The organism is Gymnodinialimonas sp. 202GB13-11 (assembly GCF_040932485.1).
GTDB lineage: Bacteria > Pseudomonadota > Alphaproteobacteria > Rhodobacterales > Rhodobacteraceae > Gymnodinialimonas > Gymnodinialimonas hymeniacidonis.
Genome location: NZ_JBFRBH010000001.1, coordinates 3,247,152 through 3,273,789, shown reverse-complemented (window position 1 = coordinate 3,273,789; position 26,638 = coordinate 3,247,152). Strand labels below are relative to the sequence as shown.

The window sequence follows — 26,638 nt, the reverse complement described above, 5'->3', positions numbered from 1 at the left end:
AGGCGCGACCCATCCGCCGCACCTTGCGCCCATGTCACATGGTTACGAATCCGGCCGCCTGAACCTGCCCTTCGTGGGCATCGCCACGTTCGGCAAATACGAATACCAACCCGATTGGTCCAAGATCGACGCCGATGTCGCCGTCCTCGGTGCGCCGTTTGATTTCGGCACCCAATGGCGGGCGGGTGCGCGGTTCGGCCCGCGCGGCATACGGGAGGCCTCCACGCTCTTCGCTTTCGGCCATGCCGGCGCCTACGATCACGAAGATGACGTCACCTATCTTGGGCCTGGCACGAAGATCGTGGATATGGGCGATGCCGACATCATCCATACGGATACTGAAGCCTCACACGCCAATATCGAGAAAGGCGTTCGCGCCGCCCTCGCCGCAGGTGCGCTGCCTGTCACGCTCGGCGGTGACCACTCGATCAATATCCCCTGCATCCGCGCCTTTGCGGACCATGGGCCAATACATGTGGTCCAGATCGACGCCCATCTCGATTTCGTCGACGAGCGCCACGGGGTTCGCCACGGCCACGGCAACCCGATGCGCCGAGCGGCGGAGCAGGATCATGTGACTGGCCTATCGCAATTCGGCATTCGGAACGTCAGCTCGACCGCAAAGGAAGGGTATGAGGATGCCCGAAGCTTCGGATCAGACATCCAATCGGTTCGCCAGGTCCGCGCTATGGGGGCCGAGGCAGCCGCGGCACGCGTGCCCGAAGGTGTAGACCTCTATATCACTATCGACATTGACGGCTTCGATCCCTCAATCGCGCCGGGAACCGGCACGCCGTCCCATGGTGGGTTTCTCTACTATGAGGTGTTGGAATTCTTGGCGATTCTCGCCAAACGCAACCGTATCGTCGGCGTCGATCTGGTGGAGGTTGCGCCGGATTATGACCGCGACGGAACCACTGCCATCCTTGCCGCACAGCTTTTGTTGAACCTCATCGGACGGATCCTTCACGCCAAAGGCTAATCGATCAGCTTCAACAATGCGCGTTCCGCCTTGCGCAGGCGTGTCGGGGTTGTGGCATCGGCCAACGCCTGCCTTTGTTTTGCGTCAACATCGGACAAACCAATCACCTCCGGGTGGATATAGCTGTTCCGCGCCATTGTCGGCGTGTTGTTCAATCGCTTAGCCGCAGCCTCTGACATCGCGGCGATTGTCAGGTCGCGCTCAGACAATGCGACTTCCAACGCCGCGACCGAGCCGTTCCATGTGCGGAAGGTCTTGGGCGTCAGCCCCTCTTCTCCCGTCACCTCGGCGATGAAAGCCCCGAGCATATCCGGTGAGATTGCGCGCGTTTCACCATCGTCCAGCCAGGTCGCGATGGGTGCGCCAGGCAGATCGTCCAGCTTATGCAGCGCGCGGGCCAGCTTTCGGTCGCGCAGCGTTTCGCGAACTTTCTTTCCCCCCTTCGCCGGAAATTGCAGTTGGGTGCCCGCGTCATTCGTCGTCAGGTGGCGCGATTGCAGCGTGGTGGCGCCGTAGCTCCCATTCGCTTCCACGTAGTCGGGGTGTCCGGGACGCAACGAGAGTCTGTCGATCAGCGCAAGAACCGCCGCCAGCGCAAATTCCCGGCTTCCCGGCTCTGCCTCAAGCCCCGTTCGGATGGCGTCGCGCAGGCGCGGCAGGGCCAAGCCAAACCGGGGCATATCCTCAAACTTTCGCTGGGCGCGGAACGACGTCCAATCGGGATGATAGCGATATTGCTTTCGGCGGGCATCGTCATAGCCGGTCGCTTGCAGATGCCCGTTCAACCGTGGACTGATCCAGACATGTTTGTAGGCCGGCGGCACGGCCAGCGCTTCGATCCGTTTGCGGGCCTTGCCGTTTTCGATCGTGGTGCCATCGGGTCCACGGTAGCTGAACCCTCGCCCACAGCGTCGGCGCGTAATGCCCGGTCGGTCGTCAGGATAATAGATAAGGCCGTCAGGTATCATGACGGCGAAACGCCAGAACTGCTGGTTGGGTTCCGTTCAGTTAGGTGACGTAATCCGGCTCGTCTCGATCCAGCACCACTCGGATTCCCCGCAGCAGATCAACGTCCGCGCCGTGATCTTCATCAAGCTGTTGCGCGGTGCGTTCGGCGACCTCCTCGGACAAAACCCGCAACTCGCGGCCCGTCTGAAGCGCCAGAATGTAGTTCCGCGCGGCACGCTCGAAGTAATACATCCGCATGAAGGTCTCGGCGACAGTCTCTCCAATGAACAGCACGCCGTGATTGCCCATGATCATCGTGCGCACGCTTGGATCCTGGAACATCTGCGCGCAGCGCGTGCCTTCATCCTCAAGCGCCAGCCCGCCATAGCCCTCATCCACTACCTGCCGGTTGTGAAACATGGCGGAGTTCTGGTCGATCGCCGGAAGGCGCGAGTCGGCCAAGGAAGCCAGCACAGTCGCGTAGGTCGAATGCACGTGCATCGCGCAGCGTGCATGGGGAACGTGGCGGTGCAGCGAACCATGCAGTCCCCACGCTGTTTGATCCGGCGCGTCGTCGCCCTTCGCACTTTCAGGATCATCCGCATCTACCACCCAAAGGTCAGACGCCTTGATCGCGCTGAAATGCTTCTTTGGATTGATCAGAAATTCGGTGCCCGCATCATTGACGGCGAACGAGAAATGGTTGGCCACGCCTTCATGCATGTCTTCGCGCGCGGTCCAGCGAAAGGCGGCGGCCATCTCGGCCCGGGCCTCTGCATGATCCATGTCCCTCATCCCCATTGTTTCCTGCGATTGTTGCGCGGACGCTAACGACCTTCTCGCCGCCCTTGCAATCGTCAATTGGCGCGCAACCGCTGTTGCGATGCCTTCAACGATCCGCGGAATAATCCCGCTTTGGTCTTACCCGCATCCCATTTGCGCCCCAATTCACGGCCATCAACGATCCTACGAGCAGTCAACAGTAGGCCCGGTATGGATCGTTTAACGGAAATGGAAGCCTTCGCCACGGTAGTAGACCAAGGCGGCTTCACGGATGCAGCCAAGAAGATGGGGATTTCGAAATCCGCTGTCTCGAAACATGTCTCCTCACTGGAGGCCCGGCTTGGTGCGCGTCTTCTCAATCGCACGACCCGCCGCGTGTCTCCGACCGAGATTGGTCTGGCCTATTACGACCGCGCCCGCCGCGTGCTGAATGATGCGGGTGAGGCCGATGCTCTCGTCACTGCCATGCAATCCGCGCCGTCCGGCACATTGCGTGTGTCGATCGCCACGGATTTCGGCGTGAACCACGTCTCGCCTATTCTGGGGGAGTTCCTGCACAATTATCCCGACATCACCGTCAACATGGTCTTGAACAACCGCTATGTTGAGCTGATCTCGGAAGGCTTCGATATGGCCATCCGCGTGGGTGAGCTGGAAGACAGCTCTCTTATGGCGCGCAAGATTTGTGAAACCCAGCGCCGCATGATCGCCGCCCCCGGCTACTTCAAAGAATATGGTCGGCCAGAGCGGATTGATGATCTGAACGAACACAAGCTTCTGCACTACTCGAACTCGTCCTCGGGCAATGTGTGGAAGCTGACCGCCCCCTCGGGTGAGTTGCGCCAGGTGCGCACCGCCGGGTGGCTGACGGTCAACGATGGGCAAAGCCTGCTGAACGCCGCCATAGGTGGCCTTGGCATCGCTTATCTGCCCTCGTTCCTCTACGCCGACCCGATGCGCGACGGCCTTCTTGAAGATGCCATGCCCGACCTCCCGGTCGATATCCAGGGCGTCTATGCCGTCTACCCGCCGGGTCGCTATATCCAGCCCAAGGTCCGTGCCTTCATCGACTATCTTGTCGAAAGCTTCCGCGACAAAGGCCCGACCGACTGGTGATCTGACCGTTTTTCCCTTGCCGTGCCTCGTATCGTCCCTGCCGACGATGCGTGCCTACCTTGACCCGGGTCGATGCCTCGCATCACCCGGGCTTTTTTTGTTTGGCCCCACATGGTTTTGAGAACATAATGACAACAAACGCGGAGGCCACCATGAGCGAACTCGATCAGTATAAGGCCCAATCTGGCACGTTAGAGCCTGTCTATACCTTGGAAATTCAGACACTTCCGGAAGACACCGATCGCATCCTTGATGCAGTGATGCAGGTTCACCCACTCAGTTTTGGCCGCTATCAGCGCAATGCCAGCATCTCGGCCGTCGGGCGCGAAACCGCCCAGCCGGAACCCGGATCAACCACCACGACCCATGTCGATGGCTTCAAGGTTGGCAGTACTGAAACCTATCCGATGGTCGAACTAAAGATTTCCATTGAACGTGACATCAAGGCGCTGAGTGCGGTCATGGACGCAATCAACGCCGTGCATCATTACGAAGAGCCGGTGATTTTCGTGCGCGAGGACTGGGCCAGCCGCGCGGCTTACGATCCCAACAGCGATAATCCGCGTCGGTGGTGGAATAATGGGAAAGGTTTGCCGGATCGGCTGGATTAACCGGCGTCGGCCAATACAACCTCAACACGGCGATTGGCTTCGCGCCCCTCGGATGTCGTGTTCGAGGCGCGGGGCGACAGATAGCCGATCCCTTCCGCTTCAATTTGGCCAGGGTTCACGTCCAACTGGTTGACGAGGAAACGCCGAACTGCATCGGCCCGCGCTTGCGAAAGTGAGATATTGCCGGAAAGCGACCCGCTCGCATCGGTATGCCCAACCAGAACCACACGCCGCGCCGGATTGGCCTCTAGGAAAGCGGCCAGGGCCACGAGCGAAGGGTACATCTCACCCGATAGCTGCGACGCGCCCGTTGCAAAGCGCAAATCATCCAACGGCGCAGATCCGATGCTGGTCAGCATGCCCACGAGATCGCCTGGGTCCATTTGTGGGGCCAAGGCGCCTTCTGCCGCGTCCGGCGACCTGCTGGAGAGAACGACGGGGTTCGTCTCGACCGCCTCGGCAGGCATGACACGTGCCATATGCACGAAACTGGTCGCGCCGCCCTGGCTGATCATCAGTGCGACCTGCTCTGCCCCGGCCTCGCGCTCGGTTGAGGCGGTCAGGTACTGGTAGTTGCCCAGATCGACATGCATTTCAGGCGCTTGCCCAACCGGGACCGCATGGCGGAAATCAAAGCCGCCGCATGCTGCCGCAAAGCAGGTGAACGTCACCTCATAGTCCTGCGCCTCAAGCTGTTCGTTCACAGCGCGTAGGATCGAAGCGGTAGAAACACCCTCACCTTCGACCTGCCAAGTCAGCGTCTGCACCATCCCATCGGTCAGCGCCAAAGGAACCTGACCGTTGCGGAAAGGACCGGTCGCAATCGGGTGCTGGCCTTGCGTGGGGCCCGTGCTCAGCACCAGCTCCGCCTCGCCTGGAAAGGCAAGGTCCAGCGCGGCAACACCAGTGGGCGCACACAATCCGGCTAAGCATAGCGCTGCCAGGCCGCCAAACTTGCGCACGCCTTGCAATCTCACTGGGTCGGTCCGCCTGTCTTTTCTCGGTAACAATATGTTCCCACAGCTCTCAGGCCCAAGGAAGCATAAAGCCTTTGCGCCCCACTGTTTTGCTGCGTCACTAGCACAGAAAACCACTCTGCACCCTCTTTTTGTGCCCAATCTGCCGCAGCGCGCATCATCGTGCTGGCCAATCCGGCCCTCCGCGCGCTTGGGGTGATCTCCAACGCGTGAAGCATCGCCACCGAACCATTCACGCCCACAAACGCTGCACCTGCGGGTTTGTCATTAATGCGCCCGAACAGCGAGGTCTTGGGGAAATCCGCCCGGTCCATAACCGCACGGCGCGCCGCATCGATGCCACCGGCCTCCCAGATCTCGGTCTGGATGGCCAGCGGGGGCCAGATGGTGAAGGCAGTCACGGGCGGGGGCGGAGCGGCCAGATCGGCGGAACGGATCACAAGAATGTCCGTATGATCCCGCGCGATGTAGCCGCGCTGATCGAGGGCGTTGGACAGACCGTCCTGATGGTCGAGCACTTGAAACAGTGGCGCGCGCGCTTGCGCATTCATCGCAGTTTCCGCCGCCTCCAACCCCTCCTCGCTTGCGTTCCTCGCAGTTGGCTCGTTTAGCCGGGCCGCGCTGACGCGATTGCCGCCCGCATCCGGTTCAGGAACGACAAACGGGCCAACGGATTGGGTTGCGCTTGGCGGCCAGGATGCTGCCACCGTTGGAAAGATATCCGCGCCGGTCATGCCGCTTCCGGGAACAGGCCGCGCAGCTTTTCCATGACGACTTCTACCGCCGCGCCATCCTGGCTGCGCACCACAACGTTCGAGCCATATTTCCCGTTGCTGCTTTGGAACGGATAAGAGCCGATGGAAACTTCGGGATGCGCTTCCGCCAGATCGCCTAGAGGCGCTGCAATATCGCCCTCACCCCGTTCCACACGCAGGCTGTCCGAAATCACTGGCGCACCCCCGGTCAGCGTCGGCAGCAACCCGGCGAGCATCGCCTCGAAAATCTTCGGCACACCTGCCATCACGTGGACATTGCCAAGGGTGAAACCGGGCGCGGCGCTTACCGGATTGTCGATCAAGGCCGCCCCATCGGGAATGCGCGCCATGCGCAAGCGAGCTTCGTTCAGCTCTTGCCCGGACCGGTCGTAATGCGCCTGGAGGATCGCGCGCGCATCCTCGCGCACACCGCAGGCCGCGCCCATCGCGTCGGCCACGGCCTCGGCGGTGATGTCATCGTGGGTCGGCCCGATCCCGCCCGAGGTGAAGACTTGGTCGTAAGCCCCGGCCATCTCGCGCACCTGTCGCACGATGGTGGCGTGATCGTCGCTGATCATCCGCGCCTCTTGCAAGGCGATGCCATGCTCGGTCAGCGCCTTGGCCAGATGGTTCATGTTGCTGTCGCGCGTGCGCCCCGACAGGATTTCATCCCCGATCACGAGCATCGCGGCGGTAGGGTTGGACATGCGCGGCCTCCTTGGACATCAGCCTCGCACGGTATAGGTCGCGCCCCATGATCTTTCCAACCCCACTTGTCCCCGCCCGCCTGATCCGCCGTTACAAACGCTTCCTTGCCGATTGTGTGCTGGAGGACGGGAGCGAGGTAACAGCCCATTGCCCCAATCCCGGCTCGATGATGGGTCTCAAGGATGACGGTGCGCGCATCTGGCTGCTGTCCAATGACGACCCGAAAAAGAAGTTGAAATACGGCTGGCGGTTGGTGGAATTGCCGGACGGGCATTTCGCCGGGATCGATGCGGGCCTACCTAACCGGTTGGTAAAAGATGCGCTGGCGGAAGGGCAGATACCGGCCCTAGCCGGCTATTCAGAGACTAAACCCGTGCAACGCTATGGAGCCGAGAACAGCCGCATCGACTTCCTTCTCAGCGAACCGGGTCGCCCCGATGCCTATGTCGAAGTGAAGAACTGCCACCTCCGCCGTGACAGCGATTGGGCCGAATTCCCCGATTGCGTGACTGAACGCGGCGCCAAGCATTTGCGCGAACTCACAACCATCGCCCAACAAGGCGGCCGCGCGGTGATGCTTTATGTCGTGCAACGCACCGATTGCACCCGCTTCCGCCTCGCCCCGGATCTTGACCCCCACTACGCGAAAGCCTTCGACGCTGCGCGGGACGCTGGCGTCGAAGTTATCTGCCATGGCACCAAGATTTCGCCGGAGGGCATTGTCCTCAGCGGGCCGCTGCCGGTCGACCCATCGCCTCAGGCGCGGGACTGATCAACAAAAGCACGCCAAACATAGCCATCATCGCGCCGGAGGCCCGCTGTATCCACGGCATGCGGTCCGCCGCCACCCGCATGGTGAACCGACCCGCGCAGGCATAGGCAAAGATCGCCACCGCTTCGAGCGCCAAAAAGGCTGCGCCAAGGGCCAGATAGCTTTGCCAATAGGCCTCCACGCTGACGAATTGTGGGAAAAACGCTGCAAAGATCAGTATGGCTTTCGGATTGCTCAGGGCAACCAGCGCCTCGGCCCGAAAGGCGCGGGACATCGATAGGTTTGTCGTCGCGCCCACCTCGACCTGTGCGGATGCCGCCGCGCGCCACAACCGTACGCCCAGCCAGATCAGGTAAATCGCACCGATCACCTTCACGACACTGAACAGGGCGGCCGACGCGGTCAGAACCAATCCCAGGCCCAGCGCGCTCAACCCAATCATTGGCACAAAGACCAGCAGGCGGCCAATCGCTGCCTTCTGCGCAAAGGCAACGCCGCCCCGCGCGCCATGGGTCATCGCCAGCAGGTTGTTCGGCCCAAAGGCGAGGTTCAGCGCAAAACAAGCGGGGATGAAAATCAGCCAATCAATCATGGCGGCGACCTTGCATTCAGGCGCTCGACCGCGCAAGTCCGCCCTGCTGGCAATTCGATCTCGAACGCCCTAAATTAGATCTCGCGCAACACTTGGAGAGTCCCCGTGGACGATTTCAAAGGCCGCCTCACCAAAGACGGCATCCGCATTCACCAACAAGCTGACTTCGCCGGGATGCACCGGGCGGGGGCGCTTGCGGCTGACATTCTCGACCGGGTCGCGCCTCTGGTGGTGCCCGGTGTGACCACGGGCGCGCTCGATGCGCAGATCGAGGCCTGGGTGAATGAGGCTGAGGCGACGTCCGCCACCATCGGCTATCGCGGCTATCAGCACGCCTCTTGCATCAGCATCAACCACGTCGTCTGCCACGGCATCCCCAGCGAGAAGAAGCTGAAGGACGGCGATATCGTAAACATCGACGTCACCGTGATTGTCGATGGCTGGTTCGGCGACACGTCTCGCATGTTCGTGGCGGGCAATCTGCCCCGTAAGGCTGAGCGGTTGATCCAAGTGACCCACGACGCGCTGTTCAAAGGCATCGAGGCTGTGAAACCCGGCAAGACCTTCGGTGATATCGGCTACGCGATCCAATCCTTCGTCGAGTCCAAGCGCATGTCCGTCGTGCGCGATTTCTGCGGTCACGGTCTGGGGCAGGTGTTCCACGCCCCACCCAACGTGCTCCACTACGGCCGCCCCGGCACGGGCCCCGTGCTGGAAGAAGGCATGTTCTTCACAATCGAGCCGATGGTGAACCTCGGGCGCCCGGAAACGAAGGTCCTCTCCGATGATTGGACCGCCGTGACCCGCGACAAAAGCCTCAGCGCCCAATTCGAGCATTCCATTGGCGTAACCGCCGATGGGGCCGAGATCTTCACGCTTTCACCCGCGGGCAAGTTCCACCCAACCTGGGGCTAACACGCAACTGTTGATCCATCTGGCTTCCCTGACCTAGCCTGTGCCGACCATTTTAGTCGGAGCTTTCAGTATGCCTTCTCATCTGTCCGCAATTCTTCTGGGCATCAGCCTATCCCTTATCCCGGTTTCTGTTGCACAGGCCCAAACGGAAGCCGCCGCCGAAGTGGCCGAGCGTTATATCAGCCGGGGTGGCGGGCTGCTTTTGTCAGATACATACACCTATGATGAAGGCATAACCGAGCGGTTTGATATCGACGTTCCAGTGCGTTTCCGCGTTTACGTGCCGCGTTTCGATGGCGTTACTGTCCGTGACTTTCTGCTTCCTGATGGCGGTGCATTCGCGGCCTTCCAATTCACATACGTCTCGGATGAAACCACGGAGCAGGGCCTATTTCTGGAAAATTTCCAGGTTACCACCGCGAACATCCCGATGGCGGCAGAGGCCGATGACCCACTGCAAATGCGCGCTGACTTGGCGGCGCAATTGCTGCGTGAACAGATTTTTCCAAGTGCAATTGGGGCGTTCCCCGAAGGTGAGTTACTGGTTCTCGAACGTGTGGAATTGGGTAATGTCCCGAATGCCGTCCAAATGATTGGCTCTCATATCCGGCCCGAAAGTGGTGGTCGAGAATTGGTGCGCGCGGTTATTTTTCCGCATCCTGATCAGGTCGAAAGCCTGATGGCCGTCTCTCGTATCAATCTTACGCTGGTTCCGGCTGTCGATGCCGAAACACTCGCTGCGTCCATCACAGGTCATATGATGTCCGAGTGGGAGTATCTGGGCCTTTCCGAATAAGAGGCTGATATGCCTTCGCAAAGCGATATGGCGCAATTGGGCAACCCTTTGCGATGGCATTGAAGAAACGCGCGCCTTTAAGCTTCTGGCTGATTGGGAATTTGGCCATACTTCGGCCAAACGACACGGCTAGGCGACAGACATGAGCTTTTTACGATCCGTCATATCGCACCTTGAAACCCCGCGTGAAGACCGCCCGCTTGGCTCCGGCTGGCTTAGCGGATCCCTGGCCCTGTTGGCCGGGCTGGCAGGCCTCCTGATCGTATTGCTGCGCTGGTATCCTGAGACCTTCAGCTACCCCGAAATCGCCTTCATCCACCAAAACGGCATCATGACCGTGGTGATGCGCTTCCTGCTTTTGTCCGGCTATGCGCTGGCGCTTTTGTCGCTGATCATCGGGCGCCGCAAATCACTGGGTTGGTGTGCGCTGGCCGTCACAGTCGTCGCCAGCCTCATGGCCACCACGCAGCCCGACACCGCAGGCGCACCGCCGCAAAGCCTCTACTTCGGACTCGATTACTTCATCATCAACGTGCTGGTCGTCGGCTTCCTCTTCGTCCCACTCGAACGCTTCTTCCCGGCACGGTCCGAGCAAACCGTCTTCCGCCCCGAATGGCAGGAAGACATGTTTTACTACCTCATCTCTTCTATGTTCGTGCAGGTGCTTGGCTTCATCACGCTGGCCCCCGCCAACTACGTGAACGCCAATATCGACCTTGATGCCACCCGCGCCTGGATTGCGTCGATGCCGTTCTGGGTTCAGGTCATCGTTATCATGGCGGCCACCGATTTCGTGCAATATTGGGTCCACCGCGCCTTCCACACGTTCCCGTTCCTGTGGAACTTCCACGCGATCCACCATTCCACGAAAAAGATGGATTGGCTCGCCGGTGCGCGGATGCATTTCATCGAGATTGCCATCCTGCGCAGCCTGACCGCTGTGCCGATGTTCACGCTCGGCTTCATGCCCGAGGCGATCCAGGCCTACCTGCTGATCGTCTATTTCTCGTCGAGCTTCATCCACGCTAATATCGGGTGGAAGATGGGCTTCCTGGAGCGCTTCATCGTCACGCCCCGGTTTCACCACTGGCACCACGGGTCGGATCGCGACGCGATCGACATCAATTATTCCAGCCATTTCCCGATCTACGATTGGCTCTTCGGCACCCATCATTTGCCCGACAAAGGCGAATGGCCCGAGCAATATGGCGTCGTCGGTGACACCGTTCCGCGCGGGTATTGGAAGCAGTTCATGTATCCGTTCTCGTCCAAGTTCCGGCGTGAACCGACGCCACCGCCCGGCGAATAACGCTTCGTTAACCATTCCGGGGCAGGCTGCGGCATATGTCCGAACAGCCCGCCTTTTCCTTTGAAGAAGTCTTACCCCGTTTCGTGAAGGCCACACCTGTGCGCAGGGCGTCTGGCCCGTCGAAAGGGGCCGAGGATCACCGCCTCAAACATCGCGACCGTCTGCGCGCGCGTTTTACCGAAGGCGGGCCGGATGCCGTGCCGGATTACGAGCTGCTGGAGATGGTCCTTTACGGTGCCATCCTGCGCGGCGACACCAAGCCGCTCGCCAAGCGCCTCATCGCGCATTTCGGGGATCTCAACCGCGTCCTTGCCGCACCCCCGGCCCGTCTGAAAGAGATTGAGGGGGTCGGCGACAAGGTCGTCTTCCAGCTGAAGCTCATCGAGGCCGTGGGCCACCGCATGGCGCGCGCCAAGGTCATGCAGAAACCGATCCTCAGCTCATGGGATGCGCTGCTCGAATATTGCCAGACCGCCATGGCCCACCGCGATATCGAACAGTTTCGCGTTCTGTATCTGGACCGTAAAAACGTCCTCATCGCGGATGAGGCGCAAGCCGAAGGTACCGTCGATCATGTGCCGGTCTACCCGCGCGAGGTCGTGAAACGGGCGCTAGAGCTGAATGCCACCGCTCTGATCCTCGTGCACAACCACCCGTCAGGTGATCCAACGCCAAGCCAATCCGATATTGAAATGACATTCGCCATTCGCGATGCGGCTGAGATCTTCAACATCACGATCCACGATCATCTGGTGATCGGCAAAGCGCGCGAGCTTAGCTTCCGCTCCGAAGGTTACCTATAGCAAAACGGATTGCCGCGAACTCCACCCGGAAAGCGCGGTTTTCCGCTTGGCTCAATCCAACCACACCTCAACCCGACGGTTCACCGCCCGGCCCCAATCGGTGTCATCACAGGCCATCGGCATGGCTTCACCAAACCCATGCGTTACGAGTTCCACCCGGTCCGGTGCAGCTGTGCTCGACGCGGCCAGAAACGCATCCCGCACCACGCCCGCCCGCCGCAACGATAGGCGCGCATTCACGCTTGCTGGTCCGTCCCCGTCAGAGAACCCTGCAAAGATAATGCGCCGCCCATCAAAGGCCCCGCGTTCCACTGCCATGGCGAGGCGCGCGATAGAGGCCCGCGATTGAATGTCCAGCTCCGTCCCGCCCGGATTGAACCGCAGCGTGGTCGACAGGCGTTCGGCTGTTCCAAGCACCTCGACCATGTCCTGCAAATCCTCCAGCGCCACATCTTCGCCCCCTGCACGGATCGCGCTGGCCAGGCGTTCGCCCTGCAACGCCATCGGAGTGCGCGTCAGAAGCTGATCAACAAATCCGGCGTCCCGCACACGGCGTTCGGCCACTTCCGTTTCGGTGAACGCCAGAAACTGCCGCACCAAAAGCGGCAGGCGCTGCGGGGCTAGGTACATGTAGACCGGTGCCGTCAGCGGATAGTCCTCTGCCTTCACCGCATCGCCCGTAGCACTTTGCGCGAACCCGCAGGCCCCCGACAGCGGCAGGGCACGCGCGGGGCCGATCCCCGATCGAGCCGTTATCCCGACTGCATAAGCGTCGTTAGCTACGGCTTCCGCGAGGGACGCCGCATTCTCATGGCGGATAATGTCAGCGGACAGGCCCGCATCCGACGGCAACAACACACGCGCGGAAAATGCTTGCGCAAGCCCAAGTCCCGGCGAAAGCAGATGCAGCGCAATTGGCGCGTCCGGCCCCCCGAGTTCCTGCCAATTTACCACCTCGCCCGAGAAGAGCTGCGCAATCTGTGGCAGAGTCAGGCTGTCCAATGGGTTTTCAGCCGAGACCATCGGCACCAGCGCGTCCAACGCTAAGACGCGCACCCTATCGTCCAGTGGCGGGTCGTCCGGGCTAGCCGCCTCCGCCGCGCGCAGTTCAGCGATGGAAGGCTCTCGCAGCGCAAGCGCGATGTCCGCCTCTCGGTTCAGAAGTGCCAGAAATCCATCATCCGTCGTGCCCGCCACGACCGTGAATCGCGCCGCCGGTGATCCATCTTCGCGCCGCAATACAAAGGTGGGGCCATCTTCATCCGCCTCTTCGAGGGTCATGCCCTGCGCCGCGGCGAAAGCGTCCAGCAGGTCGGGCAACAACCCCTCGGCCACCGTGGCCGCGCCCGCAATCCGCGCCTCGGCTACAAATGTCCCCAAATCAGGGCAGCCCGGCCCGGCGCAGGACACGCCTTCTGCCGCCACTGTCAGCGCGCCATAGACCGTTTCCAGCCGGTAGAACGCCTCATCGTAGGAAATCAGGTTGCCCTCAAGCTCCACACTCCCGTCGAGCGAGCGCAATTCGACGTCCTGCGCCGTGGCAATACAGCCTAAAAAGGAAAGGGCGGCCCCGATGGCCGCCCCGATCCGGTATCCCATGGGACATCCCGCGAACTGGCCTCAATTCGAGGCGAGTCTCAGGTCGTCGAGAAGGTTTTGCAAGACCAGAACGTCGCCAATCGCGTCACATCCGGGCACTGTGAAAGTTAGCTCGGTGATATCCACTGGGCCTGCCCCTTCGGTGCGCAGCGTCCGCGCCAGGACGCTGGCGGCACAATTGTTGGCGGTGATCGGCGCGTCGATGGACAGGCGCACTGACTCCCCTTCGCGCAATGTGGCGCGGGGCAATGTGTAGACCTGGGTGAAGCTGTCGCCCACGACAACCTCGGTCAGGAACCCGCCTTCACCCGCAATGGCGGCATCTGCTGTGGCCGGGGCTTCCTGCCAGACATGGCCTTCACCGCCGAATTCGGCACCAAATTCCATCGCGTGCAATTCAAGGCCCATATCACCCTGCCAAGTCAGGCCGATCCGGTCGAAGTCCAAAAGATCAGGCAGGCCCACCAGCACGGTTTCCTCAACTCCATCGTCGAATGTGACCGAGAAGAAGGCAGGCGTTTCAAATGCCGGAATATCGAGGGTCAGAAGGCCAAGCGCATCAGTTTGCGCCTCAAACATCATGCCGGAATGGTTGATCTGCACCGCCGCCTCTGTCCGGCACGGGGCCATCACGTCCAAAGCAACCATTGCCGCGGGCATGGCTGTGGCGGTCAGTGTAATGTCGCAGGGCAGGCCAAGATCGCTCAACTCAGTTGGCGTTTCCGGTGCTGGTGTTTCAGGCTCATTGTCGAAGGTCGCCGGCACAACCATGGCTTCGGGGGCCACCGGTTCCGCTGCCATCGGCAGGCGTACGTCCGCATGGGTTGCGATGATAGGAAGCTCAGGCGAAAGCGAGTGAACCGCGCGCGACTCTGATGTCAGCGTCTGTTCGCCAGCAACATCCGCGCTCGCACCTTCGGCACTGCCGATCAACCCGCTGTCCATCGCGTAAAGCACACCGCCTGAGGCCAGCACGCAAAAGGCGGCGCCTCGGATGACCAATGTATTCAACATGTCCCACACTCCACATCTTCTTACCCGCGGGCAGGATGGGAGGGGATTCGGGCCTCAATAAGCCTCAAAACGTGGGAAATAGGGGCGAGATCGCGTCACTTTTCGCAATTTCGCCCCAATCGGTTCAGCTCAACCGGCCGTGGCAGTGCTTGAATTTCTTGCCCGATCCGCATGGGCAGACATCGTTCCGGCCTGGGCTACCCCAGGTATTCGGATCGTCTTCCACAAAACCTTCGATGGCATTGGGAAAGCCCGCAGCGCGCGCTTCGGCGACAGGATCAGCGATGGCTGCAGCACCCGCACTGGCCGCACCGGCAGCAGCAGCACCTCCGCCATCCGCGGTCGCACCGGCCATCTGCTTCTGCGCGGCCTCCTGCTGCTGGCGCAGTTGCGCCATCAGCGCCTCTTGCTGTTCCGGCGTCAGCGGCTGAATCCGCGCGAGCTTTTCCGTCACATCGGTGCGCAGCCCGTCCAGCATCCCTTCGAACAGTTGGAACGCCTCGGTCTTGTATTCGTTCAGCGGATCGCGCTGCGCATAGCCCCGGAAGCCGACGACCGAGCGCAGATGTTCCAGCGTCAGCAGATGCTCCTGCCATTTCTGGTCGATGGTTTGCAGCAATACCTGCTTTTCGATGTTCCGCATCTGCTCTGGCCCGAATTGCGCGGCTTTCGACGCCATGTATTCGTCCGCAGCCTTCTCAAGCCGTTCCAGCGCGACCTCTTGGTCAACGCCATCTTCATTGGCCCAGGTCTCGATCGGCAGATCGACACCCAGCACCTTCTGCGCGCTTTCTTTCAGCCCGTCGACGTCCCATTGATCGGCATAGGTCTTGGGCGGCATGTAGGTGTCGACCATGTCCTCGATCACCTGATCGCGCATGTCCTTGGCGACCTCAGCAATATCCTCAGCGCCCATGATGTCCCGGCGCTGGCCGAACACGACTTTCCGCTGGTCGTTCATCACATCGTCAAATTTCAGAAGCTGCTTGCGGATGTCGAAGTTACGCCCCTCGACTTTCGCCTGCGCGCGCTCCAGCGACTTGTTCACCCAAGGGTGCACAATCGCCTCACCTTCTTGCATGCCCAACGTGTTGAGCATCTTGTCCAGCCGCTCCGACCCGAAGATGCGCATCAGGTCATCTTCCAACGACAGGAAGAAGCTCGACTTGCCCGGATCACCCTGGCGGCCGGAGCGACCGCGCAACTGGTTGTCGATGCGGCGGCTTTCATGGCGCTCGGTCGCCAGAACGTACAGGCCACCGGCATCCTTAACCGCCTGTTCGTCGGTTTCATGCTGCGCTTCAATGCGGGCCCGAATTTCTTCCGGGTCGCCCTCAGGGTCTGCGGCAATCGCCTCCATCACCTTGAACTCGACATTGCCGCCCAGTTTGATGTCAGTCCCACGACCGGCCATGTTCGTTGCAATCGTCACCGCGCCTAGCTTGCCTGCATCGGCAACGATCTGCGCCTCCTGCTCGTGCTGACGCGCGTTGAGGATGTTGTAGGGCAGACCAGCCTTCTCAAGCATCTGACCCAGCATCTCGGACTTCTCGATGGAAGTCGTGCCAACCAGTACTGGCTGTCCACGTCCATGGGCGTCGGCAATCGCCTTCACGATGGCCTCATATTTTTCCCGCGCCGTGCGGTAGACAGCGTCATCCTCGTCGATCCGCGCAATCTCGCGGTTCGTCGGAATCTCAACCACACCCAGCCCGTAGATCGAGGCAAATTCTTCTGCTTCCGTCGCCGCCGTCCCGGTCATGCCACCCAGCTTGTTGTAGAGGCGGAAGTAGTTCTGGAACGTCACGCTCGCGAGCGTCACGTTCTCCGGCTGGATCTTGCAGCCTTCCTTCGCCTCAATCGCCTGGTGCAGGCCTTCCGACATACGCCGGCCCGGCATCATGCGGCCGGTAAATTCGTCGACCAGCACAACCTCACCGTCGCGGACGATGTATTCCTTGTCCTTGGTGAACACCTTGTGCGCACGCAAAGCATTGGTGACGTGGTGCACGATGGTCGTGCTTTCCGGGTCATAGAGAGACTGGCCCTCGGGCAAGACGCCTTCCGCGTGCAGGATCTCTTCGAGGAAGTCGTTACCCTCATCGGTGAAGGTCGCCTGACGTGTCTTTTCGTCCAGCGTGTAGTGGTGGTCTTCTACCTTCGGAATAATCTTGTCGATGCTGATGTACAGGTCTGAGCGGTCCTGCGTCGGGCCTGAGATAATCAGCGGCGTCCGCGCTTCGTCGATGAGGATCGAGTCGACCTCGTCCACAATTGCGAAATTATGCCCGCGCTGCGCCATCTGGTCGATCGACCCGCGCATGTTGTCACGCAGGTAGTCGAACCCAAGCTCATTGTTGGTGGCGTAGGTGATGTCACAGGCATAGGCCTGCTTCTTCTCGTCTTCGGGCTGGCGCGGGTAAACAACGCCGGTGGTCATACCCAAAGCGGTGAACACCTTGCCCATCCATTCGCTGTCACGCTTGGCGAGGTAATCGTTGACCGTCACAACATGCACGCCTTCGCCGGTCAGCGCGTTCAGATAGGCGGCAAAGGTCGCCACAAGCGTCTTGCCCTCACCCGTCTTCATCTCGGCGATATTACCCTGATGGATGAACAGCGCCCCGATCAGCTGCACGTCAAAGGCCCGCAGACCCAGCGCACGCTTGGCGGCCTCGCGGCAGTTGGCGAAAGCTTCCGGTAGCAGATCGTCCAACGCCTCGCCATTCTGGGCGCGATTGCGGAACTCGGCGGTCTTGGCGACGATCTCGGTATCGCTCAGGCTTTCGAAATCGGATTCCAGCGCGTTGATCTTGTCGATGACGGAACGGACGGCTTTCACCTTGCGGTCATTGGGGGTGCCAAAGACCTTCTTCGCCAGCTTACCGAACATATCTCAACCTCTTTTCGAACCGCGCCTGCGCGGCCAATCGCGTCTGAACATATCGTGTGGGTGTCGTGGGTTGTTCGGCCCATCGCGGCGGTCTACATCTTCCGCCAACGGCCAAGGCCCCGAGATGAACCCATCAGCGAGATAAGGGTCGGCCCGATGATAGTCAACGTAAGGCGATCCCGCGTTTGCACGCCCTCGCCCCCAACAAGGATTTTCCCGATGAAACGCTTTCTGATGTCCGGCGCGATGGCGCTTGCCTTGGCCGCTCCTGCCTATGCCGATGGCCACGTGAATGGTGAAACCGTTTTGGCCACCGTCAATGGTGAGGCGATCACCGTCGGCCACCTCATCGCCATGCGCCAGATGCTGCCAGCCGAGTACCAGACTCTTCCGGATGAGGTCCTCTTTGACGGCATGTTGGAACAGTTGATCCAGCAGCAAGTGCTGGCCGAGGCTGCCGAAGCCTCCGACATCAGCCGCGAGATGCAGTTGGGTCTTGAGAATGAACGCCGCGCCTTCCTCGCCGCGATGTTCATGGACGATGTCGCCATGGCCGAACTGACCGAGGAAGAGCTTCAGGCAGAATATGACGCCATCTATGGCGATGCCGAGCCAACGGTTGAATACAACGCCGCCCACATCCTGCTGGAGACCGAGGAAGAGGCACAGGCGATCATCGACCAACTCGCCGAAGGGGCCGATTTCGCCGAACTCGCCGCTGAGAACTCGATCGGGCCGTCGGGCCCCAACGGTGGCGCGCTCGGTTGGTTCGGCGCCGGCATGATGGTGCCCGAGTTTGAAGAGGCCGTGTTCGCGCTTGAGGTCGGCGGTGTCTCCGCGCCTGTGCAAACGCAATTCGGCTGGCACGTTGTTCTCTTGAACGAGACCCGGGAACAGCCTCTGCCGACCCTCGAAGAGGTCGCGCCCGAGCTCGAAGAAGAACTCCGCCGCGCCCGCGTCGATGCCCGCCTTCAGGAACTGACCGAAGCCGCCGAGATCGAACGCCCAGAGGTGGAGATTGACCCCGCCGTTATCCGTGACCAAGCTCTGATCGCGGAATAAGCAACGGCGGAAAGGGCCACCATGTCGGACACACCCAGCAAGGTGGCCGTCGCCACCGGCGGTAGCAAATACGCGGTCTCCCCGCTTGCGCCCGCCGCTTTCCCAGACCTGCCCGCCATCGACGGCGTCCGCTTTGCCGCGGGCGCCGTTGGCGTGAAACACAAAGACCGTGTCGATGTGATGCTGGCCGAGATTGCGCCCGGCTCCACTCTCGCAGGCGTCTTCACCCGCTCCGCCACGCGCTCCGCCGCCGTGCTCGATTGTCAGGCCAAGCTGCCCAAGGTCAGCACTGATCAGGGCCTCGCTATCGTCGTGAATTCCGGCAACGCCAACACCTTCACCGGCAAACGCGGCGTTACCGATGTGGCCCTGATCGCAGAGGCCGCCGCGCAAGCGTTGAACCTGCCCGAAAGCCACATCTTCACCTCTTCCACCGGCGTCATCGGGGAGCCTCTGCCCGCACACAAGATCACCGATGCCCTCCCCGCCATCGCCGCAGATCTCAGCCCGGACGCGGCCGAACCCGCCGCCCGCGCCATCATGACAACCGACACCTTCCCCAAGGGTGCGGTCACGACCTGTGAAATCGACGGCAAAACCATCACCATCATGGGCTTCGCCAAAGGCTCCGGCATGATCGCGCCGGATATGGCCACAATGCTCGGCTACGTCTTCACCGACGCCGCCATCACCCAAGACGCCCTGCAGCAGATGTTGTCCGCCACCAATGAGGTCAGCTTCAACGCCGTAACCGTCGATAGCGACACCTCCACCTCGGACACCGTCCTGCTCGCTGCGACAGGCCGCGCAGGCAACGCGCCGATCACCGCGCCCGACCCCACCTTCCAAGCCGCCCTGCAAACGGTCATGCAGGACCTCGCCCACCAGATCGTGCGCGACGGTGAAGGCGCCACGAAATTCGTCGAAGTCCACGTCACCGGCGCCGCCTCTGACGCAGACGCCCGCAAAGTCGCCCGCGCCATCGCCAATTCGCCACTCGTCAAAACCGCCATCGCGGGCGAGGATCCGAACTGGGGCCGCATCGTGATGGCCGTCGGCAAATCCGGCGCCGAGGCCGACCGGGACCAGCTAAAGATCAAATTCGGCGACATCCTCGTCGCGGAAAACGGCTGGGTCGCCGAAAGCTACTCGGAAGAGGCAGGCGCGGCGTACATGAAAGCCCCGGAACTCCTGATCGACGTGGACCTTGGCCTCGGCTCTGGCAACTCCACCATGTGGACCTGCGACCTCACCCACGGCTACATCCAGATCAACGCGGATTACCGCTCGTGACCGATAAAAGAGTCATTCTGGTCTCTGCCGTCGCCCTCATCGACGCCGATGGTCGCATCCTTCTGGCCCAACGGCCCGAGGGCAAATCCATGGCAGGCCTCTGGGAATTCCCCGGCGGCAAGGTCGAACCGGGCGAGACGCCCGAAATCGCCCTGATACGCGAACTGCAAGAGGAACTCGGCATCGACACCTGGGAAAGCTGCCTCGCGCCGCTCACCTTCGCCAGCCACAGCTACGATGATTTCCACCTGCTCATGCCGCTTTTTGCCTGCCGCAAGTGGGACGGCATCCCGCAATCGCGCGAAGGACAGACCCTAAAATGGGCGCGCGCGAACGAGCTGCGCGACTATCCCATGCCACCGGCGGATATCCCCCTGATACCGATTCTCCGCGATTGGCTCTGATGTGACGATTGCCGCGGAAAATCGGCCGGATTACCCGCGAATTTATCCACAAAGCGCATAAAAACTTCAGAAAGTTGCACTCAGACGTAATTTTGTAAGTGATTTCTTAACCAAACCGGCTAACATTTGGGCACACGTCTATGGGGGATATGACTGTGTTGACCACCGTGATCATCGGGACCTGTGTGTCCATTCAAGGCAACTTCGTGCGCAAACTCGCAAACGGCATGGTGACCGTACGCGTGGGCAACCAACAGTTCACGGGCCGCCCTGTCGTCTCCGCCCTCGCGGCCTGAGACTCCCAGACACAACTTGAAAACCAGACGCCCCGACAAATGCCGGGGCGCAAATCTGTTCAGGTGATGCGTCTGGTCTACCCAAGCCACCCTTTCAGGTTCTCTTCCACCACCGTCGCAAGCGCATGCATATGCGCATCATCGTCGTTCAGGCATGGGATGTAGGTGAACTCCTCACCACCGGCCTCTTCGAAGCTCTCCCGGATCTCTTCGTTGATCTCTTCCAGTGTCTCGATGCAATCGGCTGAGAAGGCAGGCGCGCAAACGGCGATCTTCTTCTTTCCCTGCTCAGCCAGATTGGCCACTTCCTCAACCGTATAAGGCTTCAGCCATTCCTCCGGCCCGAACCGGCTCTGGAAGGTTGTCACAATATCTGTGTCGCCCCACCCCAGCCGCTCTTTCAGCAGGCGCGTCGTTTTCTGGCACTGGCAGTGATAGGGGTCGCCCTCCATCAGATAGCGCTTGGGAACGCCATGGTAGCTGCACACCAGCACGTCAGGCCGGTTTTCCAACTCACCATAGGCCCGCTCGATGCTCTGGGCGAGCGACTCGATATACAGCGGATGCTCATAGTAGGGCTCCACCGTGCGCACCTGCGGCTGCCACTTGATGTTCTCAAGAGAGCGGAAAAACTGATCGCAGGCCGTGGCCGACGTCGCCCCCGCATATTGCGGATAAAGCGGGAAAAACAGGATCTTCGTGCAGCCCTGCGCCACCAGTTCATCCACTTTCGACTTGGTCGACGGATTGCCATAGCGCATGCAGAAGTCAACGATCACATCATCGCCATACCGATCGGCCATCAGCGTCTTCATCTTTGCGGTCTGATCCTTGGTGATTGTCATCAGCGGGCTTTCCCCCGCCTCTTCATTCCAGATCGACTTGTACGCCGCGCCCGAGCTGAAGGGCCGCTTCGTCAGGATCACCAGCTGCAACAGCGGCTGCCAGATCCACGGACTGTAGTCGATCACCCGCTTGTCGCTCAGGAACTCGTTCAGATACCGGCGCATGGACCAGTAATCGTAATTGTCGGGCGTGCCGAGATTGGCCAGCAGAATGCCCACCTTGCCCATCTTCACCCGAGGGTGGTCGGCAGGGGCATGTTCGAGCGCTGGCGCGGGGCTGGCTTGCATCATGTTCATTGGCTTTTCGGGCTCTCAACGTCGGGCCGGTCATGGACCGGTTTTGCGGTTTCGTCAAATTCACTCGTATTCAGGGCGTCGGCCAAACGATGGGTCGCCGCGCCGGGGCGCAAAGGCTGTTGCTGGCTTTCGTGTGGCGCCCAACCTGTAAGGAATACGAGCTCGAACGTCGCTTGGATGCGATTTTCTTCCGCTGGGTGCGTTTCCGCATAAATCGCCGCCGCCGTTGGGAACAGCGCGCGGGGCGGGATGGCCCTGTGCCGCTCCGCCAATGCGTTGCCCTCCCCCATCGCCCGTAGGTCGTGCATTAGCGAAATCGCATTGCTGTAGGTCACGCGTTTCCGCAAGCTATCGGCCACCGGAAGCGCCAACCCCGCCCGTTGCAACAGGCCTCCCATGTCGCGCACCTCTGCCATAGGCGCGACTCGCGGGCTGATCCCGCCCATGACCTGCGCCTCGGCCTGCGCCACGGCATCCCGCAACTCGGTCAACGTCGCGCCGCCAAAGGCGACGCCCAAGAACAATCCATCCGGCTTCAGGGCGCGTCGGCATTGCACGATCTGCCCCACCGGGTCGTCCGCCCAATGCAACGACATAGCGTGGATCACCAGATCATACGCCCCCTCCTCCAGCGCGAGCGTGTCCGCCATGCCGACAATCTGAGCGTCTTCGGCAAATTCACACCAAATTTTCGGGAAATCCGTCACAATTACCGTGGACGTAAACTTCCTGTTAACGTCCATGAGTCTTTCCTGAAGCTCCAGCATGGCTTCGTCATGCAGGAAACGTGCGGGTTCACGCTCCGCGCGGGCACGGTGCGCAGCAAGCGCTTTGGCGTCCGTCAAGCTAGGGTTTTCTGCGTGCACGAGGCTCTGTTCCGGTGTCCGATCCAAGGGCGCAAAATAGGGGGCATAAATGAGATTGCAAACCATGCTCCACACGGTGTTTCCGCCCGAGTGCCTGAGCTGTGCGGAGCGGGTCGAAGACCCGTTTGCAATCTGTGGAACCTGTTGGGCCGACACTCCGTTCATCCTGGGCGCATCTTGCGACATCTGCGGAACCGGGCTGCCCGGCCAAACCAGCCCGGCGGATGAAACCCTTGTATGCAGCGAATGTGAGGCAACGCCCCGCCCCTGGTCTAAAGGCCGCGCGGTTTTCGGCTATCAAGGTGTGGGCCGCAAACTGGTGCTGGCTCTGAAACATGGTGATAGGGCCGACATTGCGCGTGCGGCGGGGCCGTGGCTGGCGCGCGCGGGCGCCGATCTACTGCACGAAAATCCTCTGATCGTTCCCATTCCCTTGCACTGGACCCGCCTTGCACGCCGCCGTTTCAACCAGGCCGCGCTTCTGTCCTGGTCCATGGCCCGCAATGCGCCCATACCGCTGGAGGTTGAGCCCATGGCGCTCCTCCGCCTGCGCCCGACCCCCTCGCAAGAGGGCAAAGATCGCGACGCCCGCCACCAGAATGTGAACGAGTCACTTGTGGCGCATCCAAGACGCGGTGGCGTTCTGAACAGGCGCAATGTGGTGTTGGTCGATGATGTCATGACCTCAGGCGCGACGTTTGCGGCGGCGGCTGAGGCCTGCCTGGCCGCCGGTGCCGAAAAAGTGTCTGTTCTTGCACTGGCGCGCGTGGGCCGGGATACCTAGGTTATCGTCGCAATGCAGACGGAACACGGGGACCGCAAAATGTCGCATGTCGAAATCTACACATCGCCGCTTTGCGGTTTTTGCCACGCCGCCAAGCGGATGCTCACCGACAAAGGTATCAGCTACGCCGAAATCGACGTCGCCGCCGACCCGGCCAAGCGGCAAGAGATGATGGGCCGCGCCAATGGCCGCCATACCGTTCCGCAAATCTTCATCGGCGATCAGCACATCGGCGGCTATGACGATATGGCTGCGCTTGAGCGTATTGGTAAACTCGACCCTCTCCTCGCGGCTGAGTGACCCTGCGGCACCGTTAACCCTTGCGTCATGCCGCAACGCGGCGTTTTATCCGCGGCATGTCGCAGGCCGATGATCCTCTCTCTGTTGCGCTGTTCAGCGAGGTCTTCATGGTAGACCAGCTGGCTCGTGCGCGCCTGTCCAAAGCTCTGCCTAAGGGTATGGAACTGAGCCATTTTTCGGTGCTCAACCATCTCGCTCGCAGCAATGAAGAGAAATCTCCGGCGCAACTTGCGCGCGCCTTTCATCTGACGCGTGGCGCTATGACCAACACGCTCAATCGGCTCGAATGGGCTGGCCATATCCATGTTCGTCCCGATTGGGATGATGCCCGCCGAAAGATGATCTCGATCAGCCCCGCAGGCCGCCGCGCGCGCGATGCGGCGATCTCGGCCATCGCGCCAATTCTGTCCCAGGCCGTCTCAGAGATTGGGGCCGAAAAAGTCCGCGCAACCCTGCCCATTCTGCGCGAGATGCGGATCAAGCTGGAAGGCGAAGGCTAGGCGCGCCGGCCGCGCTCGCCTTCCATGTGCCCGAAATATCTTGGGGGTCATGGCGCAGCGCGCCCTACCGCTTCACCGAAGCGGTCACGTAGTTCACCGACAGATCACGGTCGCTGATCGCCCAGGTCCACAGCACAGGGTTGAACACGAACCCCTTTCGATCCACCGGCTCCAGCCCGGCCTGCCCGATCAGATCAAACAACTCGTCCGGCGTGATGAATTTCGACCATTCGTGCGTGCCCTTCGGCAGCCAGCGCATCACATGCTCGGCTCCGATAATCGCCATAAGGTAGCTCTTCGGGTTCCGGTTGATCGTCGAACACACCATCAACCCGCCCGGCCTTAACAATTGCTGACAGGCCGTCAGATAGGCCAGCGGGTCGGCCACATGCTCGACCACTTCCATGTTCAGCACGACGTCGAATTGCTCACCCGCCGCCGCCATCGCCTCGGCGGTGGTGTGGCGATAATCGATCTCCAGCCCCGATTGCTCCGCATGAACACGGGCCACCGGAATATTCCGCTCTGCGGCATCCGCGCCCACCACATCCGCGCCCAAACGCGCCATCGGCTCGGCCAGCAATCCGCCCCCACAGCCGATATCCAAAATCCGCAGCCCCGCAAAAGGCGCGTCATCCTTCAGGTCGCGTCCGAACTCGGCGGCAATCTGGCTGGTGATATAATCCAACCGCGTCGGGTTGAGCATGTGGAGCGGCTTGAATTTGCCCTCCGTGTCCCACCATTCGGCGGCCATTGCCTCAAATTTAGCTATTTCGCTGTCATCGACGGTGGTTTGCGGCGCGGCGTTCATGGACATCTCTCGCAACTTTAGTCAGTCTTCTCCGTGTCACGCTCTATATAGGACGAGTATGGACAAGTTCTCCGGCCAAAAGCGCGCAGCCGCGCATTTGTTCCCCCCCATCGATCCGTTCGACCAACGGATGCTCGATGTGGGCGATGGCCATCACATCTATGTCGAACAATGCGGCAACCCGCGTGGCGCGCCTGTGGTGGTGCTCCATGGCGGGCCTGGTGGTGGATGCAGCCCCGCGATGCGGCGATATTTCGATCCGGCCGTGTGGCGGATCATCCTGTTCGATCAACGCGGCTGCGGGCGCTCTCGTCCCCATGCCTCGACCACCGACAACACGACATGGCACCTCGTGTCCGATATCGAACGCATTCGGCACACGCTTGGCATCGAACGATGGGCCGTCTTCGGCGGCTCGTGGGGTGCGACGCTCGGCCTGATTTATGCCGAAGCCCACCCCGAAAACGTCGCCTACCTCGCCCTGCGCGGTGTGTTCTTGTCCATGCAGCGAGAGCTTGACTGGTTCTACGGCGGCGGCGCTGGCCAGTTCTGGCCCGACCAATGGGCACGATTCACCAACCTGGTGCCTGAGGAGGAGCAAGGCGATCTGATCGCCGCCTACAACCGCCGCCTCTTCTCCGGCGATCTGATGATCGAGACCCGCTTCGCCCGCGCCTGGGCCGCGTGGGAGAATGCGTTGGCCAGTATGGAAAGCGATGGCCATGGTGGCGAAAGCCCGGCTGACTACGCCCGTGCCTTCGCTCGGCTCGAAAACCATTACTTCGTCAACAAGGGCTTTATGGAAGAAGACGGCCAGATCTTGCGCGACGCCCACCGCATCGCCCAGATCCCTGGCGTCATCGTACAAGGCCGCTACGACATGATCTGCCCCCCCGCCTCGGCCCATGCGCTGGATCGCGTCTGGTCCGCAGGCCGCCTCCATATGATCCGAGGTGCGGGCCACGCCCTGAGTGAGCCGGGCATCAGCCAGGAGCTTGTCCGCGTGATGAAATCAGTGGGTGAGAAGCGGCCGAAATATGGGCTCTAGCCACGCGCCCAATCGGTAATCGCTGCCGCACTCGCCTCGGCACTCAACCCGGTCGTATCCAGCTCCAGTACCCGCTCTGCCCCTGCCCGCATTAACGGCTTTGCCTCCGCATGGTTGCGCCGCACATAGCCCGGGTCACGCGGTTTTCGCGCGCCTACGCGGCTTTCGCCGTTAACGCGGCGCAGGTTCTCCTCCAGATCGCAGGCGATATGCACCACAAGGAACGGCGGGCGATCCCGCCCCAGCGCCGCCAGCTTCTCCCATTCCGCCAGCGCTCGCGCGCCATCGCCCGCCAGCACCGTGGTCAGCACCACCGGGACGTCTCGCGGTAGATCACGGATCAAGCCAAAGGCCATCGCCTCTACCCGGTCGACCGTCTTGTAAAACGCGTCTGATCGGAATTCTGTCAGCGCAAAGGCCAGGTTGTGTGTCGTGTGGATATCCAGCAGCCGCGCGCCTAACATCGGGGCCAGCGCTTGCGCGATTGTCAGCTTCCCGGTGCCGGGATATCCGTTCAGAACAAGGATCATTGTCTGAGCCTAACAGGCAATACAGACCC

General features: G+C 61.1%; 29 protein-coding genes. 16 read left to right on the top strand and 13 right to left on the bottom strand.

Features of this window, described 5'->3' with window-relative positions:
- Positions 1–31: 31 nt before the first annotated feature.
- The gene (gene speB / locus V8J81_RS16765; RefSeq protein WP_368476893.1) at positions 32–982 is read left to right on the top strand and encodes an agmatinase; all 951 of its coding nucleotides are present in this window, start codon (positions 32–34) and stop codon (positions 980–982) included.
- Here the strand turns inward: speB and V8J81_RS16760 are convergent.
- Positions 979–1,950, bottom strand: coding sequence for a DNA topoisomerase IB (locus V8J81_RS16760; protein WP_368476892.1), 972 nt, complete (start codon positions 1,948–1,950; stop codon positions 979–981). The genes speB and V8J81_RS16760 overlap by 4 nt on opposite strands.
- 40 nt (positions 1,951–1,990) lie before the next feature.
- Entirely contained in the window at positions 1,991–2,716 is a 726-nt protein-coding gene (locus V8J81_RS16755; RefSeq protein ID WP_439649906.1) for a class II aldolase and adducin N-terminal domain-containing protein, read from the bottom strand.
- Between the two features lie 207 nt (positions 2,717–2,923).
- Between V8J81_RS16755 and V8J81_RS16750 the strand changes: the two genes are divergently transcribed.
- On the top strand, positions 2,924–3,829 hold the full coding sequence (locus V8J81_RS16750) for a LysR family transcriptional regulator (RefSeq protein WP_368476890.1): 906 nt from the start codon (positions 2,924–2,926) through the stop codon (positions 3,827–3,829).
- Positions 3,830–3,981: 152 nt separating this feature from the next.
- Positions 3,982–4,440: a hypothetical protein gene (locus V8J81_RS16745; RefSeq protein WP_368476889.1), complete on the top strand. Its 459-nt coding sequence runs from the start codon at positions 3,982–3,984 to the stop codon at positions 4,438–4,440.
- Here the strand turns inward: V8J81_RS16745 and V8J81_RS16740 are convergent.
- From V8J81_RS16740 to V8J81_RS16730, 3 genes are read right to left on the bottom strand one after another with little or no spacing between them, the layout of a single operon-like run.
- Entirely contained in the window at positions 4,437–5,417 is a 981-nt protein-coding gene (locus tag V8J81_RS16740) for an OmpA family protein (RefSeq protein ID WP_368476888.1), read from the bottom strand. The genes V8J81_RS16745 and V8J81_RS16740 overlap by 4 nt on opposite strands.
- Positions 5,414–6,151, bottom strand: coding sequence for a GNAT family N-acetyltransferase (locus V8J81_RS16735; RefSeq protein ID WP_368476887.1), 738 nt, complete (start codon positions 6,149–6,151; stop codon positions 5,414–5,416). Before V8J81_RS16735 ends, V8J81_RS16740 begins: the two co-directional genes overlap by 4 nt.
- Entirely contained in the window at positions 6,148–6,879 is a 732-nt protein-coding gene (locus V8J81_RS16730) for a competence/damage-inducible protein A (RefSeq protein WP_368476886.1), read from the bottom strand. Before V8J81_RS16730 ends, V8J81_RS16735 begins: the two co-directional genes overlap by 4 nt.
- Positions 6,880–6,926: 47 nt before the next feature.
- On the opposite strand from V8J81_RS16730, the gene sfsA reads away from it, so the two are divergent.
- The gene (gene sfsA, locus V8J81_RS16725) at positions 6,927–7,652 is read left to right on the top strand and encodes a DNA/RNA nuclease SfsA (protein WP_368476885.1); all 726 of its coding nucleotides are present in this window, start codon (positions 6,927–6,929) and stop codon (positions 7,650–7,652) included.
- Here the strand turns inward: sfsA and V8J81_RS16720 are convergent.
- Entirely contained in the window at positions 7,606–8,244 is a 639-nt protein-coding gene (locus tag V8J81_RS16720; RefSeq protein WP_368476884.1) for a LysE family translocator, read from the bottom strand. The genes sfsA and V8J81_RS16720 overlap by 47 nt on opposite strands.
- Before the next feature lie 105 nt (positions 8,245–8,349).
- On the opposite strand from V8J81_RS16720, the gene map reads away from it, so the two are divergent.
- The 4 genes from map (at position 8,350) to radC (ending at position 12,067) form a co-directional block, all read left to right on the top strand.
- The gene (map, locus tag V8J81_RS16715; protein ID WP_368476883.1) at positions 8,350–9,159 is read left to right on the top strand and encodes a type I methionyl aminopeptidase; all 810 of its coding nucleotides are present in this window, start codon (positions 8,350–8,352) and stop codon (positions 9,157–9,159) included.
- Between the two features lie 70 nt (positions 9,160–9,229).
- Complete coding sequence (locus tag V8J81_RS16710; RefSeq protein WP_368476882.1) at positions 9,230–9,955, top strand: hypothetical protein; 726 nt, start codon at positions 9,230–9,232, stop codon at positions 9,953–9,955.
- 142 nt (positions 9,956–10,097) lie between these two features.
- Entirely contained in the window at positions 10,098–11,264 is a 1,167-nt protein-coding gene (locus tag V8J81_RS16705) for a sterol desaturase family protein (RefSeq protein WP_368476881.1), read from the top strand.
- Positions 11,265–11,299: 35 nt separating this feature from the next.
- Positions 11,300–12,067 (top strand): RadC family protein, encoded by a 768-nt coding sequence (gene radC, locus V8J81_RS16700; protein WP_368476880.1) that lies wholly within the window; start codon positions 11,300–11,302, stop codon positions 12,065–12,067.
- A gap of 51 nt (positions 12,068–12,118) precedes the next feature.
- On the opposite strand, the gene V8J81_RS16695 is transcribed toward radC, so the two are convergent.
- The 3 genes from V8J81_RS16695 to secA form a co-directional block, all read right to left on the bottom strand.
- Positions 12,119–13,666 (bottom strand): substrate-binding domain-containing protein, encoded by a 1,548-nt coding sequence (locus V8J81_RS16695; protein WP_368476879.1) that lies wholly within the window; start codon positions 13,664–13,666, stop codon positions 12,119–12,121.
- Positions 13,667–13,687: 21 nt separating this feature from the next.
- Positions 13,688–14,680: a hypothetical protein gene (locus V8J81_RS16690; RefSeq protein ID WP_368476878.1), complete on the bottom strand. Its 993-nt coding sequence runs from the start codon at positions 14,678–14,680 to the stop codon at positions 13,688–13,690.
- 124 nt (positions 14,681–14,804) lie between these two features.
- Positions 14,805–17,573, bottom strand: coding sequence for a preprotein translocase subunit SecA (gene secA, locus V8J81_RS16685; protein WP_368476877.1), 2,769 nt, complete (start codon positions 17,571–17,573; stop codon positions 14,805–14,807).
- A gap of 219 nt (positions 17,574–17,792) precedes the next feature.
- Between secA and V8J81_RS16680 the strand changes: the two genes are divergently transcribed.
- The 4 genes from V8J81_RS16680 (at position 17,793) to V8J81_RS16665 (ending at position 20,628) form a co-directional block, all read left to right on the top strand.
- On the top strand, positions 17,793–18,635 hold the full coding sequence (locus V8J81_RS16680; protein WP_368476876.1) for a peptidylprolyl isomerase: 843 nt from the start codon (positions 17,793–17,795) through the stop codon (positions 18,633–18,635).
- Positions 18,636–18,656: 21 nt separating this feature from the next.
- On the top strand, positions 18,657–19,928 hold the full coding sequence (argJ, locus tag V8J81_RS16675) for a bifunctional glutamate N-acetyltransferase/amino-acid acetyltransferase ArgJ (protein WP_368476875.1): 1,272 nt from the start codon (positions 18,657–18,659) through the stop codon (positions 19,926–19,928).
- Positions 19,925–20,332 (top strand): 8-oxo-dGTP diphosphatase MutT, encoded by a 408-nt coding sequence (mutT, locus tag V8J81_RS16670; protein WP_368476874.1) that lies wholly within the window; start codon positions 19,925–19,927, stop codon positions 20,330–20,332. Before argJ ends, mutT begins: the two co-directional genes overlap by 4 nt.
- Before the next feature lie 140 nt (positions 20,333–20,472).
- Entirely contained in the window at positions 20,473–20,628 is a 156-nt protein-coding gene (locus tag V8J81_RS16665) for a hypothetical protein (protein WP_368476873.1), read from the top strand.
- A gap of 77 nt (positions 20,629–20,705) precedes the next feature.
- Here the strand turns inward: V8J81_RS16665 and hemH are convergent, their stop codons facing one another.
- Complete coding sequence (hemH, locus tag V8J81_RS16660; RefSeq protein WP_439649927.1) at positions 20,706–21,764, bottom strand: ferrochelatase; 1,059 nt, start codon at positions 21,762–21,764, stop codon at positions 20,706–20,708.
- 2 nt (positions 21,765–21,766) lie between these two features.
- The gene (locus tag V8J81_RS16655) at positions 21,767–22,615 is read right to left on the bottom strand and encodes a methyltransferase domain-containing protein (protein ID WP_368476871.1); all 849 of its coding nucleotides are present in this window, start codon (positions 22,613–22,615) and stop codon (positions 21,767–21,769) included.
- Between the two features lie 70 nt (positions 22,616–22,685).
- Between V8J81_RS16655 and V8J81_RS16650 the strand changes: the two genes are divergently transcribed.
- Genes V8J81_RS16650 through V8J81_RS16640 form a run of 3 tightly spaced genes read left to right on the top strand, consistent with a single transcriptional unit; the run spans position 22,686 to position 24,220 of the window.
- Positions 22,686–23,420 carry a double zinc ribbon domain-containing protein gene (locus tag V8J81_RS16650; protein WP_368476870.1) on the top strand — a complete coding sequence of 245 codons (735 nt, stop codon included), beginning with the start codon at positions 22,686–22,688 and terminating at the stop codon, positions 23,418–23,420.
- Between the two features lie 39 nt (positions 23,421–23,459).
- Entirely contained in the window at positions 23,460–23,720 is a 261-nt protein-coding gene (gene grxC, locus V8J81_RS16645) for a glutaredoxin 3 (RefSeq protein WP_368476869.1), read from the top strand.
- Positions 23,721–23,776: 56 nt separating this feature from the next.
- On the top strand, positions 23,777–24,220 hold the full coding sequence (locus tag V8J81_RS16640; RefSeq protein WP_368476868.1) for a MarR family winged helix-turn-helix transcriptional regulator: 444 nt from the start codon (positions 23,777–23,779) through the stop codon (positions 24,218–24,220).
- A gap of 64 nt (positions 24,221–24,284) precedes the next feature.
- Here V8J81_RS16640 and ubiG read toward each other — a convergent pair whose 3' ends face one another.
- Positions 24,285–25,031, bottom strand: a complete 747-nt coding sequence (ubiG, locus tag V8J81_RS16635) for a bifunctional 2-polyprenyl-6-hydroxyphenol methylase/3-demethylubiquinol 3-O-methyltransferase UbiG (protein ID WP_368476867.1) — start codon at positions 25,029–25,031, stop codon at positions 24,285–24,287.
- Positions 25,032–25,089: 58 nt separating this feature from the next.
- On the opposite strand from ubiG, the gene pip reads away from it, so the two are divergent.
- Complete coding sequence (pip, locus tag V8J81_RS16630) at positions 25,090–26,079, top strand: prolyl aminopeptidase (RefSeq protein WP_368476866.1); 990 nt, start codon at positions 25,090–25,092, stop codon at positions 26,077–26,079.
- Here the strand turns inward: pip and V8J81_RS16625 are convergent.
- The gene (locus V8J81_RS16625) at positions 26,076–26,609 is read right to left on the bottom strand and encodes an AAA family ATPase (protein WP_368476865.1); all 534 of its coding nucleotides are present in this window, start codon (positions 26,607–26,609) and stop codon (positions 26,076–26,078) included. The two genes, pip and V8J81_RS16625, sit on opposite strands and share 4 nt — an antisense overlap.
- Between the last annotated feature and the right edge of the window lie 29 nt (positions 26,610–26,638).